Genomic DNA, 12,906 nt, shown 5'->3' on the forward strand with positions numbered 1-12,906 from the left:
TGCCAATGGCATGGTGCTGACACAGGAATGGTGCCGCCCCGACAGGGGGCGGCACCACATCCCTCGGCTCATTGGCTCACACGGACCACCTTCAGCTTCGGCGAGGACAGGATGTCCTTCTCGCAGAAGCGGGACGTCACCCACTTCTCCGCGGAGAACAGCCGCGTCTGGTCCAGGTGGTGGGGCGAATTCGGGTCGGAGGACTGCGAGTACGTCAGCAGCGTGCGGGCCACCGGGCAGCGGCCGCCGTCCCAGCCGACCGCCTGGATGTGGCTGGAACCCGACGAGACCTCCGCGTAGACGCCCCGGGCGGGGTCCCACGGCGACTCGATCTTGTTCCACACGCCCAGCGACTCGGTGCCGCCCGACACCGGGATCCGCCGGCCGCCGCGTACGACGAACTGGTGGTCGCCGAGCTTCGCGTCCAGGGCCACGTCCGCCGCCCGCAGATCGCGGACCGTGTCGGCGAGGGCCGTGGCGAAGCCGGGCGCGTCCGTGTTGAGCGTGTTCGGGGTGCCGACCGGATCGGCCGCCGAGAAGGGAACCTTCCAGAACTGCGCACGCGGCACCACCGAGTTCAGCCGCCGCCAGAACCGGTCGAAGAGCAGCGCACCGGCGCTGTCGCTGTCCGCGGTCCGGTCCCAGGTCCGGAACACACCGCACGCCTCGGAGACGTCGACGACCGTGCCGTCACCGGCCGTCGCCGTGCCGCCCGGCAGCGCGGCACACGCCCGCGCGACGTCCTCCACCGCGAGGTCGGCGGCGGGCACCCGGTTCGCGAACTGCTGCCGCTGCAGGTCCCGCACGGTCAGATCGCCCCGGTCGGCCATCGCCGCCACGTCCTCGACCGCGCCGCGCGTCCGCATCGAGCGCTGCGTACCGACGTTGCCGAAGACCCGCTCGTACCCGGTCAGCGGCCGGTCCGCGTTCGCCAGCCACGCGCTGTCGTTGGAGTTCTCCGCGTACGGCGCGTCCTTCAGCGTCGGCATCCTGGCGGGCCCGAAGATCCCCGGCTGCACCGCGTCGGCGTCGCTGCCGAGCGCGCAGTCGGCGCGGGAACCGTCCAGGATCGCCAGGCCCGCCGCCGGGTAGGTGGCCCTGCCCAGGGGCGTCGAGCAGCGGGCGGCCAGGTCGTCGGTGATCCGGGGGAGCGTCTGCGACTGGGTGAACAGGGTGTGCCCGGCGGAGTCAGCGGCCACCGTGTTCACCCACGGCAGGCCCTGGTACCGGGCGAGGGACCTGAGCACGTCCGCCGTGCCGCCCGCCCTGGCGAAGCCCAGTGAGGTGTCGGTGAAGCGGATGTTCGCCGTGTTGGGGTCGTTCAGGGCGTACGCGGTGCCGGCCGTCCACGGCAGCGCGAGGTCGGAGCCGATCGAGGTGACGACCGGACCGTACCTGGTCCACCACTGGCTGCGGGTGACCGGGGAGCCGTCCTTCACGCCGACGGTCACGGTCCGCTTCGTCATCCGCTCCGCCTCGCCGTCCACGAGGTACGTGGTCGGGTCGGCCGGGTCCAGCGTCAGCTGATGGAGGTTCATGGGGGTGCCGGTCGCGACCGTGTGGCTCCAGGCGACCTTCGCGTTGAAGCCGATCTGGGTGATCGGCGAGCCGAGGAGCGACCCTCCCGAGACGTTCAGTTCGCCGGGGATCGTCTGCTGCGCCTGCCAGAACCGGCGGCCGCCGGCCCACGGATAGTGCGGGTTGCCCAGCAGCAGACCGCGGCCGTTCGCCGTGGTGTCACCGCCGAAGGCGACGGCGTTGGATCCCATGTCCGCGTTCGCGGCGCCGAACAGTTCGCTCGCGGCGCGGGCCGCGGCCCTGGCGTCCGGCGCGGGGGCCGTGCCCGCGGCGCCGGCGGCCGGCGGCTGCGCGGTGGTGATCGCGTCCACCACGCGCCCCTCGCCGCCGAGCACGGCGAGGGCGTACGCGCGGGAGAACACGTCGAGCGTGGAGACCGGCCGCACCCAGGCGGCGCCCTTGCAGGCGGGGTCCGTGATCGGGTTCTTCTTCAGCCACGCGTTGTAGCCGGCCGCCCAGCCCCGCATCAGGTCCTTGACCGCGCGGCTCGGTCCGAGCGGCTCGGGCCGGTCCAGCAGCTTCTGTACGGTGCCCGCGTCCCGGACGCCCTGGAAGTACAGGTCGCTGGTGAGGTTCTTCGAGGCGGAGGAGAGCGAGAAGTCCGGTGCCGCGTCGGGTCCGAAGTGGCGGGAGCGCTCCCCCCGCACGGTGACGAACCCGTCGGCGAGCACACACACCTGGTCGGCGGCCTGCGCCCAGCCGGTGCCGAAGCCGAGGTTCGCGTAGTCCTTCGCCACGATGTGCGGAACGCCGTACTCGGTGTAGCGGATCACGGCGGACAGGCCGCCGTGGGACGCGCGGTTCCCTTCGGACCGGGCGTCGTCGGCGGCGGCCGACGGCAGGACGGCCGAGGCGGTGAGCAGGGCGACGGCCGAGACCGCCAGCCGTCTGTGACGGGTGCGCATCCGAGCTCCCAACATCGTTGTGTCAAGGGATGGTTGAGCATGTCGACACGTGTCTGCGTAGTCCATACGGGCGGGGGATCCCCGCTCAAGGTGACTCGCCGTCCCCTGAGCGGAGTTGAGCGACTTCCCGCCATGTGCGTCCGGATCCGGTCGTCACCGGGGGTCCGGTCCCGGGGGTGGCGGCTTGACCTCGCTCGCGGGACGGAACGAGGATCGGGCGTCGGGAACGTGGAAGAAGGAGCGGGAAACATGACGGCAGGCCGCAGCGTGACGGTCGACGGGACCCTGCGGCGCAGTGCCCGGCGGATGCCCGCCCGCGTCGCCGTCCACTACGGCGGACGGTCCTGGACCTACGCCGAACTGGACGACGCGGTCTCCCGCGGGGCCCGCGCCCTGCGCGACACGGGACTGCGGCCCGGCGACCGCGTCGCCGCCTACGGCCACAACTCCGACGCCTACCTCATCGCCTTCCTGGCCGCCGCCCGGGCCGGCCTGGTGCACGTCCCCGTGAACCAGCACCTCACCGGCGACGACCTCGCCTACCTCCTCGACCAGTCCGGCAGCACCCTCGTCCTCACCGACCCCGGCCTCGCCGGGAACCTCCCCGAGGGCACCCGCTCCCTGCCCCTGCGCGACGCGGACGACTCGCTCCTGGACCTGCTCGCCCGCACCGAGCCGTACGACGGCGAGGAGCCCCGCGCCGAGGACCTCGTCCAGCTCCTGTACACCTCCGGCACCACCGCGCTCCCCAAGGGCGCGATGATGACGCACCGGGCGCTGGTGCACGAGTACCTCAGCGCGATCGCCGCCCTCGACCTCCAGGCGGGCGACCTGCCCGTGCACTCCCTGCCGCTCTACCACTCCGCGCAGATGCACGTCTTCCTGGTGCCGTACCTCGCGGTGGGCGCCACGAACACGATCCTCGACGCACCCGACGGCGACCGCATCCTCGACCTCGTGGAGGAGGGCCGCGCCGACAGCTTCTTCGCCCCGCCCACGGTGTGGATCGCCCTCGCGAACCGTCCCGACTTCGACACCCGTGACCTCGGCGGCCTGCGCAAGGCGTACTACGGGGCGTCCGTCATGCCGGTGCCCGTCCTGGAACGGCTCCGGGAGCGGCTGCCCGAGCTGGCCTTCCACAACTGCTTCGGGCAGAGCGAGATCGGCCCGCTGGCGATGGTCCTCGGACCGCACGAGCACAAGGGGCGGATGGACTCCTGCGGACGACCCGTCATGTTCGTCGAGGCGAAGGTCGTCGACGAGGACGGCGCGGAGGTGCCCGACGGCACCCCCGGCGAGATCGTCTACCAGTCGCAACAGCTCTGCGAGGGCTACTGGGAGAAGCCGCAGGAGACCGCCGAGGCGTTCCGCGACGGCTGGTTCCGCTCCGGGGACCTCGCCGTGCGTGACGCCCACGGCTACTTCACGGTCGTCGACCGCGTGAAGGACGTCATCAACTCCGGCGGCGTCCTCATCGCCTCCCGCCAGGTCGAGGACGCGCTCCACACCCATGACGCGGTCGCCGAGGCCGCGGTGATCGGCCTGCCCGACGACCACTGGATCGAGGCCGTCACGGCGGTCGTCGTCCGCCGGGGAGAGGTCACGGAGGACGAGCTCCTCGCGCACGCCCGCGAGAAGCTCCCCTCCTTCAAGGCCCCCAAGACGGTCCACTTCGTGGACGATCTCCCGCGCAACGCGAGCGGGAAGATCCTCAAACGGGAGCTGCGGGACCGCTTCACCCGGGGGTGAGGCACGGCCTCGCCGTGAACCGCGTTGCGGCGTACGGGGCCCGCCCCCGAAGATCGGCACCATGCCGACCTTCACCGCACCCGACGGAACCGAACTCGCCTGCCACGAGCTTGGCGAGGGCGAGCCGCTGATCGTCCTGCCCGGCGGGGCCATGCGCGCCTCCGCCTACCTGGGCGACCTGGGCGGCCTCACCGCCCACCGGCGCTTGGTCCTGCTCGACCTGCGGGGCACCGGCGGCTCGGCCGTCCCCGCCGATCCGGCGACCTACCGCTGCGACCGTCAGGTGGACGACGTGGAGGCACTCCGCGTCCACCTGGGCCTGGAGCGTATGGACCTGCTCGCCCACTCGGCCGGCGGCAACCTGGCCACGCTCTACGCGGCCCGCCACCCCGAACGGGTCTCCCGCCTGGCGCTGATCACCGCCACCCCCTGGGCGGTGGGTCTGCCGGTGACCGTCGAGGACCGCCTCCGTGCCGCCCGGCTGCGCGAGGGCGAACCGTGGTTCGCCGAGGCGTACGCGGCCTTCGAGGCGGCCTGGACCGGCCGCGGCCCCTTCGACGACGCGATGATGCCGCTGTTCTACGGCCGCTGGGACGACACCGCCCGCGCCCACATGGCCGCCGAGGAGGAACAGACGAACGACGAGGCGTCCGACGTCTACGGCTCGGCGGGCGCCTACGACCCGCCCGCCACCCGGGCCGGACTGCCGGCGCCGGTCCTCGTCCTCGCGGGGGAGTTCGACACGGGCCCGACCCCGGAACTGGCCCGGCGTGCGGCCGCCCTCTTCCCGGAGGCACGGTTCACGGTCCAGCCCGGCGCCGGCCACTTCCCCTGGCTCGACGACCCGGAGTGGTTCGTACGCGAGGTGGCGGCCTTTCTCGACGGCCGCTGACGGACATGAGGCAGCGGCTCAGCCGTCGGCCGCCGTCGCCACCGACCGGGCCCAGCGGTAGTCCGCCTTGCCGCTGGGGGAGCGCTGGATCGTCTCCGCGAGGACCAGCCGGCGGGGGATCTTGTAGCCCGCCAGGCGGGTGCGGCAGTGGGTCTGTATCTCCTCCAGGGACGGCCGGGCCGCGCCCTCGCGCAGCTGCACCACGGCGGCGACATGACTGCCCCAGCGGGGGTCCGGCACCCCGGCGACCAGCGCGTCGTACACGTCGGGGTGCGCCTTGAGGGCCTGCTCGACCTCCTCCGGGTACACCTTCTCGCCACCGGTGTTGATGCACTGCGAACCCCGGCCGAGGACCGTGACGACGCCCTCCTCGTCGACGGTCGCCATGTCGCCGAGGAGCACCCAGCGTTCGCCGTCCCGCTCGAAGAACGTCTCGGCGGTCTTGCGCGGGTCGTTGTAGTAGCCGAGGGGCACATGGCCGCGCTGGGCGACCCGCCCCGGCACGCCGACCGGTACGGGTTCGTACGTCGCCGGGTCCACGACCCGCGTACGGGAGTGGACCCGGATACGGAACCCGTCGCCCGCGCCCGAGTCCTGGGTCGCCGTGCCGTTGAAGCCGGACTCCGAGGAACCGAAGTTGTTCAGCAGCATCGCGTTCGGCACCAGGGCCCGGAACTCCTGCCGGACCGTCTCCGACATGACGGCCCCGGACGACGACACGCTGAACAGGGACGAGCAGTCGGTGCCCTTCATCGGGCCGTTCAGCGCGTCGATCAGCGGGCGCAGCATGGCGTCGCCGACCAGCGACACACTGGTGACCTTCTCCTTCTCGATCGTCCGCAGGGCCTCCTCGGGCACGAACTTACGGTGGATCACGACCCGTTGGCCGAAGTTGAACCCGATGAACGCGGTGAGCGTCGAGGTGCCGTGCATCAGCGGGGCCGTGGGGAAGAAGGTGATCCCGTCGCCGCCGGCCGCGACCCGCTCGGCCAGCTCCTCGGGCGACTTCACCGGCTCCCCGGTGGGGGCCCCGCCGCCCAGACCCGAGAAGAACAGGTCCTCCTGACGCCACATCACGCCCTTGGGCATGCCCGTCGTGCCACCGGTGTAGATGATGAACTGGTCGTCGCCCGAGCGGGCCGGGAAGCCCCGCCCGTCGGAGGCGGCGGCCACCGCCTCGGCGAAGGCGGTCACGTCGAGCGCGGGCGCGTCCTGCGCGGGAGTCCCCACCCGCACCAGATGCCGCAGCTTCTCCGTCCGCGGCAGCGCGCCCGCCACCCGTTCCGTGAACTCCGCGTCGAAGACCAGCCCGGCCAGGTCCGCGTCCCGGTAGAGATAGACCAACTCCTCTTCCACATAGCGGTAGTTGACGTTCACGGGGACGATCCGGGCCTTCAGGCAGCCGAGCGCGGTCTGCAGGTACTCGATGCCGTTGTACAGGTGCAGCCCCACGTGCTCGCCGGGCCGTATCCCGCTGTCCAGCAGATGGTGGCCGATCCGGTTGGCGGCCGCGTCCAACTCGGCGTACGTGAGGCGGTGTTCCGCGCCGGTGCCGGGGATGTCGAGATACGCGAGCGCCGCCCGGCCGGGAACCACGTCCACCACCGACTCGAACAGGTCGGCAAGGTTGTACTCCACCGTGCTCCTCCTGACCTCGCTGGCCCTCGGGTTGCCGGTCATCAGAGCAAAGGGCGGCGCAACTGTGAAGAGTCCTCGCGCAGAAATCTGACTGTCTGTCAGAAAACCCTTGAAGTGCCGACCCGTCTCCTGCAACCTGTTCTCGTTTCCTGTGGAGGGAGAACCCCGATGGGCGGCACCGAACACCTCACCGTGCGGCGCGAAGGCGGCACACTGGTGCTCACGCTCAACAGGCCCGAAGCCAAGAACGCGCTCTCGCTGCCGATGCTCGTCGGCCTGTACGACGGGTGGGTCCGGGCCGACGAGGACGAGGAGATCCGCTCCATCGTCCTCACCGGAGCGGGCGGCGCCTTCTGCGCGGGCATGGACCTCAAGGCCCTCGCGGGCAAGGGGATGGAGGGGCAGCAGTACCGGGACCGGCTCAAGGCCGACCCCGACCTGCACTGGAAGGCCATGCTCCGCCACCACCGGCCGCGCAAGCCGGTGATCGCCGCCGTCGAGGGGCACTGCGTCGCCGGAGGCACCGAGATCCTCCAGGGCACCGACATCCGGGTCGCCGGCGAGTCGGCGACCTTCGGCCTCTTCGAGGTCCGGCGCGGACTCTTCCCGATCGGCGGTTCCACGGTCCGGCTCCAGCGGCAGATCCCGCGCACGCACGCCCTGGAGATGCTGCTCACCGGGCGGCCCTACAGCGCGCAGGAGGCCGCCGCGATCGGGTTGATCGGACATGTGGTGCCCGAGGGCACGGCCCTGGCCAAGGCCCTGGAGATCGCCGAACAGGTCAACGCGTGCGGGCCGCTTGCCGTCGAGGCCGTGAAGGCGTCCGTCTACGAGACGGCCGAGATGACCGAGGCGGAGGGGCTGGCGGCCGAGTTGAAGCGGGGGTGGCCGGTCTTCGACACGGCCGATGCGAAGGAAGGGGCTCGTGCCTTCGCCGAGAAGCGGGCCCCTGTCTACCGGCGGGAATAGGCGTACCGCCCCGGGACGTCGTGAGCCGGCCGCGGGTGTGTCGTGGCCGGTCGCGCAGTTCCCCGCGCCCCCAAAAGAGGGCGCGTCCCCGTGCCCTCATGCGAAGGAGGCAACCTGCGATGTCCGCGATCCTCAAGGCCCCCCTCACCGTCGAGTTTCCGTTCACCCGCTCCGTCGGCCCGGTACAGAGCGCCTTCCTCACCGGACTGCGTGAGCGTGTGCTTCTCGGGGTGCGCACCGGCGACGGGCGGGTGCTGGTCCCGCCCGTCGAGTACGACCCCGTCACCGCCGAGGAGATCCGCGACCTGGTCGAGGTCGCGCCGACCGGCACCGTGACCACCTGGGCCTGGAACCACGAGCCACGCCGCGGCCAGCCCCTCGCCACCCCCTTCGCCTGGGTGCTGGTGCGGCTCGACGGGGCCGACACGGCCCTGCTGCACGCCCTCGACGCGCCCGGCCCCGACGCCGTACGCACCGGGATGCGGGTCCGCGTGCGCTGGGCCGGGGAACGGTCCGGCGCCATCACGGACATCGCCTGCTTCGAGCCCTACGACGGGCAGGCGGAGGAACCGACGGGCCACAGCGGCGCGTTCGACGACGCCGTCACCGGGATCGTCGCCCCCGCCCGCCTCGACTACACCTACTCGCCCGGCCGCGCCCAGACCGGATACATCAACGCCCTCGGCGGCCGCCGCACGGTCGGCGAACGCTGCCCCTCCTGCGCGAAGGTGTACGTCCCCCCGAGGGGCGCCTGCCCCACCTGCGGGGTGGCCACGGCCGAACAGGTGGAGGTCGGGCCGGGCGGGACGGTCACCACGTTCTGCATCGTCAACATCAAGGCGAAGAACCTGGACATCGAAGTCCCCTACGTCTACGCCCACATCGCCCTCGACGGCGCCGGACTCGCCCTGCACGGGCGGATCGCGGGCATCCCCTACGACCAGGTGCGCATGGGGCTGCGCGTCGAGCCGGTGTGGACCGAGGGCGCCCGCTATCCCGACCACTACCGGCCCACCGGCGAACCCGACGCGGACTACGAGACGTACAGGGAGACGCTATGACCCGCGAGGCACGACCGGGCACGGACGCACGGGACATCGCCGTCGTCGCCTTCGCCCAGACCGACCACCGGCGCACCAGCGACGACGTCTCCGAGGTGGAGATGCTCATGCCGGTGCTCCACGAGGTCATGCAGGCCACCGGGCTGAAGACCGCCGACATCGGCTTCACCTGCTCCGGCTCCAGCGACTACCTCGCCGGGCGCGCCTTCTCCTTCACCCTGGCCCTCGACGGCGTCGGCGCCTGGCCGCCGATCTCCGAGTCGCACGTCGAGATGGACGGGGCCTGGGCGCTGTACGAGGCATGGGTCAAGCTGCGCACGGGGGACGCCGACACCGCGCTCGTCTACTCCTACGGCAAGTCCTCGCCCGGATCGGTGCGGGACGTCCTGACCCGGCAGCTCGACCCCTACTACCTGGCCCCGCTGTGGCCCGACTCCGTCGCCCTCGCCGCCCTCCAGGCCCGGGCGCTCATCGACGCGGGCACCACGGACGAGCCGGCGCTCGCGGCGGTCGGGGCCCGCAGCCGCGCGGACGCCGCCGCCAACTCCCACGCCCAGCTGCGCGGTCCGGTGCCGCAGGGCGACTACCTCGTACGGCCGCTGCGTACCGGCGACTGCCCGCCCATCGGCGACGGGGCCGCCGCCGTGATCCTCGCCGCGGGGGAGCGGGCCCGGGACCTGTGCGAGCGGCCCGCCTGGATCCGGGGCATCGACCACCGCATCGAGGCACACGGCATCGGCGTGCGCGACCTCACCGACTCGCCGTCCGCCCGGCTCGCCGCCGAACGGGCCGGAGCGTTCGAACGCCCCGTGGACACCGCCGAGTTGCACGCCCCGTTCAGTGCGCAGGAGGTGATCCTGCGCGAGGTCCTGGGGCTCGGAGACGACGTGCGCGTCAATCCGTCGGGCGGGGCCCTGGCCGCCAACCCGGTCATGGCCGCCGGGCTCATCAGGATCGGCGAGGCCGCCGCCCGCATCCACCGGGGCGAGTCCGACCGGGCGCTGGCACACGCCACGTCCGGGCCCTGTCTGCAGCAGAACCTGGTCGCCGTACTCGAAGGGGATCCGCGATGAGCAAGGAACCCGTGGCCGTCGTGGGTGTCGGCCAGACCAAGCACGTGGCGGCGCGCCGGGACGTGTCGATCGCCGGACTCGTCCGCGAGGCCGCCCGACGGGCCCTGGACGACGCCGAGCTGACCTGGGCCGACGTCGAGGCCGTCGTCATCGGCAAGGCGCCCGACTTCTTCGAGGGCGTCATGATGCCCGAGCTGTATCTCGCCGACGCGCTCGGCGCCGTCGGCAAACCCATGATGCGGGTCCACACGGCGGGCTCGGTCGGCGGTTCGACCGCGCTGGTCGCCGCGAGCCTGGTCGCCGCCCGCGTCCACGGCACGGTGCTGACCCTCGCCTTCGAGAAGCAGTCCGAGTCCAACGCCATGTGGGGCCTGTCCCTGCCGATCCCGTTCCAGCAGCCGCTGCTGGCCGGCGCCGGAGGCTTCTTCGCCCCGCACGTACGGGCGTACATGCGACGCAGCGGCGCCCCCGACACCGTCGGCTCCCTGGTCGCGTACAAGAACCGCCGCAACGCGCTGAAGAACCCCTACGCCCACCTCCACGAGCACGACATCACGCTGGAGAAGGTCCAGGCCTCGCCCATGCTGTGGGACCCGATCCGCTACTCCGAGACCTGCCCCTCCTCCGACGGGGCCGTCGCGATGGTCCTCACCGACCGGGCGGGGGCCGCCCGCGCGCCCCGGCCCGTCGCGTGGATGCACGGCGGCGCGATGCGCAGCGAGCCGACGCTGTTCGCGGGCAAGGACAGCGTGTCCCCGCGCGCGGGACGGGACTGCGCGGCCGACGTGTACCGCCAGGCGGGCATCGCGGATCCGCGCCGGGAGATCGACGCGGTGGAGATGTACGTGCCGTTCTCCTGGTACGAGCCGATGTGGCTGGAGAACCTCGGCTTCGCCGCGGAGGGGGAGGGCTGGAAGCTCACCGAGTCCGGTGTCACCGAGCTGGACGGGGACCTTCCGGTCGACATGTCCGGCGGGGTCCTGTCGACCAACCCCATCGGCGCCTCCGGCATGATCCGATTCGCGGAGGCCGCACTCCAGGTGCGGGGCCTCGCGGGAGAACACCAGGTGGACGGCGCACGCCGGGTGCTGGGACATGCCTACGGCGGCGGATCGCAGTTCTTCTCGATGTGGCTGGTGGGCGCCGAGCCGCCCACGTCCTGAACCCGCCCCTCACGTGGCCTGTCGGCGGTGGGGGCCGATCGCTAGTCTGGCGGGCGGACGACGAACCGGGAGGAGCACGGACGTGGCCGAGACCACCATGCAGCAGCGATCCCTCGACGGCTGGCACAAACCGGCGGAACTGGACCTGACCAACGCGGACTGGCGGTCGAGCAGCCAGGGGCGGGGAGATGTCCAGATCGCCTTCGTCGAGGGCTTCATCGCCATGCGCAACAGCCGCAGCCCCGAGAGCCCCTCGCTGATCTTCACCCCCGCCGAATGGGGTGCCTTCGTGTCAGGGGCCCGGGAGGGCGAGTTCGACCTGACCTGAGCGACCGCGGGCACGGTGCCGGTGGGCGGCCGGAGCCCGGCGGCGCCCACCGGCGAGGAGGAGGCGGAACCCGCGCCCGGCCCCGGAACGGGCGGGGCCTGTACATTTGTTCGGTCAGGGGGCACCGCAGGGGGGCCCGCAGTGGCTCCGCTCCCTAGGAGAAGCAGTCTCATGGACGACGCCGTGCGCCGACGCCGGCAGGCGCTGTTCCTCGTCTTCCTGCTCGCCGGCATCTCCATGTCGTCGTGGGTCACGCGCACGCCCGCGATCAGGGACCGGCTGGACGTCTCCACCGCGCAGATGGGACTGGTCCTGTTCGGGCTGTCGCTCGGCTCCATGCTGGGGATCAGCTCGTCGGGACGGCTGGTGTCCCGCTACGGCACCCGCCCGGTGATCGCCTGGGGGACCTGGCTGCTGCTGGCCGGCATGGTCACGATCTGCTGGGGCGGCTTCGCCTCCTCCGTGCCCCTGGTGACCCTGGGCCTGTGCGCGTTCGGCGCCGGCATGGGCGTCGGGGACGTGGCGGTCAACGTCGACGGCGCCGACGTCGAGCGGATCAGCGGCCGGACCACGCTCCCCCCGCTGCACGGCTTCTTCAGTCTGGGCACGGTGTGCGGAGCCGCGGCGGGCATGGCGGCGACCGCGGCCGGAATCCCGGTGCACTGGCATCTCGCGGCGGTCGTCGCGGTCTGCGTCGGCCTCCTGCTGTACGCGGTGCGATCCGTTCCGGCGGGCACCGGCCGCACCGCCCCCGCGGAGACCCGGGACGGCGACGGGGAACGGCACCCGGCGGTGTGGAAGGACGGCAGGCTCCTCCTCATCGGCGCGATCGTGCTGGCCATGGCACTGGCCGAGGGCTCGGCCAACGACTGGCTGCCCCTGCTCATGGTCGACGGACACGGAATGGACCCCACCGCGGGCTCCCTCGTCTACGCCGGATTCGCCGCCGCCATGACGCTGGGCCGCTTCACCGGCACCTACGTCCTCGACCGCTACGGCCGCATCACCGTGGTGCGCGCCAGTGCCGCCTCCGGCGCCCTCGGCCTGCTCCTCGTCGTCGTCTCCGACAGCCCCGCGCTGGCCGGTGCCGCCGTGCTGTTCTGGGGCCTCGGCGCCTCGCTCGGCTTCCCCCTGGCGCTCTCCGCCGCCGGTGAGTCCGGCCCCGACTCGACGGCCCGTGTCAGCCTCGTCGCCGTCATCGGCTACGTCGCCTTCCTCGTCGGCCCGCCGGGGCTCGGCTTCCTGGGCGAACAGATCGGTCTGCGGCCCGCCATGCTCGTCGTCCTCGCCTTCGTCGTCTGCGCGGCCTTCCTGGCCCCCGCGGTCGACACCTCCCGCCGGAACACCGTCGCGGGCGCGGCACCGCCGGCCGACGACGAGCCCACCCGTTCCGGCACGCGGGCCCGCCCGCGGCCCTGACGGACGGCCCACGACGCCCGGTTCGTCCACCTCGTCCGCCTCGTCAGCGCAACGGGGAATCCCCCTTCCCTCCCTCGTGGGCGGCGCCGGGCACGGCCGTCCGGGCCGTCCCGGAGCGCCCTCGCCCCCGC

10 protein-coding genes are annotated in these 12,906 nt (G+C 72.5%); 8 read left to right on the top strand and 2 right to left on the bottom strand.

What is annotated here, in order from left to right; all coding sequences use genetic code 11:
* Positions 1-68: 68 nt before the first annotated feature.
* Complete coding sequence (locus tag SCAB_RS40580; RefSeq protein ID WP_013005871.1) at positions 69-2,483, bottom strand: penicillin acylase family protein; 2,415 nt, start codon at positions 2,481-2,483, stop codon at positions 69-71.
* Between the two features lie 249 nt (positions 2,484-2,732).
* On the opposite strand from SCAB_RS40580, the gene SCAB_RS40585 reads away from it, so the two are divergent.
* Both SCAB_RS40585 and SCAB_RS40590 read left to right on the top strand, forming a co-directional pair.
* Positions 2,733-4,232 (top strand): acyl-CoA synthetase, encoded by a 1,500-nt coding sequence (locus tag SCAB_RS40585; protein ID WP_013005872.1) that lies wholly within the window; start codon positions 2,733-2,735, stop codon positions 4,230-4,232.
* A gap of 61 nt (positions 4,233-4,293) precedes the next feature.
* Positions 4,294-5,124, top strand: a complete 831-nt coding sequence (locus SCAB_RS40590) for an alpha/beta fold hydrolase (RefSeq protein ID WP_013005873.1) — start codon at positions 4,294-4,296, stop codon at positions 5,122-5,124.
* Between the two features lie 18 nt (positions 5,125-5,142).
* Here the strand turns inward: SCAB_RS40590 and SCAB_RS40595 are convergent, their stop codons facing one another.
* A complete protein-coding gene (locus SCAB_RS40595) occupies positions 5,143-6,762 on the bottom strand; it encodes an acyl-CoA synthetase (RefSeq protein ID WP_037728741.1) in 1,620 nt (539 codons plus the stop codon).
* A gap of 168 nt (positions 6,763-6,930) precedes the next feature.
* Between SCAB_RS40595 and SCAB_RS40600 the strand changes: the two genes are divergently transcribed.
* The 6 genes from SCAB_RS40600 (at position 6,931) to SCAB_RS40625 (ending at position 12,775) form a co-directional block, all read left to right on the top strand.
* The gene (locus tag SCAB_RS40600; protein WP_013005875.1) at positions 6,931-7,731 is read left to right on the top strand and encodes a crotonase/enoyl-CoA hydratase family protein; all 801 of its coding nucleotides are present in this window, start codon (positions 6,931-6,933) and stop codon (positions 7,729-7,731) included.
* 119 nt (positions 7,732-7,850) lie between these two features.
* Positions 7,851-8,792 carry a Zn-ribbon domain-containing OB-fold protein gene (locus tag SCAB_RS40605; protein WP_013005876.1) on the top strand — a complete coding sequence of 314 codons (942 nt, stop codon included), beginning with the start codon at positions 7,851-7,853 and terminating at the stop codon, positions 8,790-8,792.
* The gene (locus SCAB_RS40610; RefSeq protein WP_013005877.1) at positions 8,789-9,865 is read left to right on the top strand and encodes a thiolase domain-containing protein; all 1,077 of its coding nucleotides are present in this window, start codon (positions 8,789-8,791) and stop codon (positions 9,863-9,865) included. Before SCAB_RS40605 ends, SCAB_RS40610 begins: the two co-directional genes overlap by 4 nt.
* Positions 9,862-11,028: a thiolase domain-containing protein gene (locus SCAB_RS40615; RefSeq protein ID WP_013005878.1), complete on the top strand. Its 1,167-nt coding sequence runs from the start codon at positions 9,862-9,864 to the stop codon at positions 11,026-11,028. Before SCAB_RS40610 ends, SCAB_RS40615 begins: the two co-directional genes overlap by 4 nt.
* An 82-nt stretch (positions 11,029-11,110) precedes the next feature.
* A complete protein-coding gene (locus SCAB_RS40620; RefSeq protein ID WP_013005879.1) occupies positions 11,111-11,356 on the top strand; it encodes a DUF397 domain-containing protein in 246 nt (81 codons plus the stop codon).
* Between the two features lie 171 nt (positions 11,357-11,527).
* Positions 11,528-12,775, top strand: coding sequence for an MFS transporter (locus tag SCAB_RS40625; protein ID WP_013005880.1), 1,248 nt, complete (start codon positions 11,528-11,530; stop codon positions 12,773-12,775).
* Positions 12,776-12,906 lie beyond the last annotated feature (131 nt).

The sequence above is a fragment of the Streptomyces scabiei 87.22 genome (assembly GCF_000091305.1).
Lineage (GTDB): Bacteria > Actinomycetota > Actinomycetes > Streptomycetales > Streptomycetaceae > Streptomyces > Streptomyces scabiei.

Coding starts and splice junctions, on each gene's coding strand:
- SCAB_RS40580 (WP_013005871.1), bottom strand. CDS start 2,483: ATGCGCACCCGTCACAGACGGCTGGCGGTCTCGGCCGTCGCCCTGCTC.
- SCAB_RS40585 (WP_013005872.1), top strand. CDS start 2,733: ATGACGGCAGGCCGCAGCGTGACGGTCGACGGGACCCTGCGGCGCAGT.
- SCAB_RS40590 (WP_013005873.1), top strand. CDS start 4,294: ATGCCGACCTTCACCGCACCCGACGGAACCGAACTCGCCTGCCACGAG.
- SCAB_RS40600 (WP_013005875.1), top strand. CDS start 6,931: ATGGGCGGCACCGAACACCTCACCGTGCGGCGCGAAGGCGGCACACTG.
- SCAB_RS40605 (WP_013005876.1), top strand. CDS start 7,851: ATGTCCGCGATCCTCAAGGCCCCCCTCACCGTCGAGTTTCCGTTCACC.
- SCAB_RS40610 (WP_013005877.1), top strand. CDS start 8,789: ATGACCCGCGAGGCACGACCGGGCACGGACGCACGGGACATCGCCGTC.
- SCAB_RS40615 (WP_013005878.1), top strand. CDS start 9,862: ATGAGCAAGGAACCCGTGGCCGTCGTGGGTGTCGGCCAGACCAAGCAC.
- SCAB_RS40625 (WP_013005880.1), top strand. CDS start 11,528: ATGGACGACGCCGTGCGCCGACGCCGGCAGGCGCTGTTCCTCGTCTTC.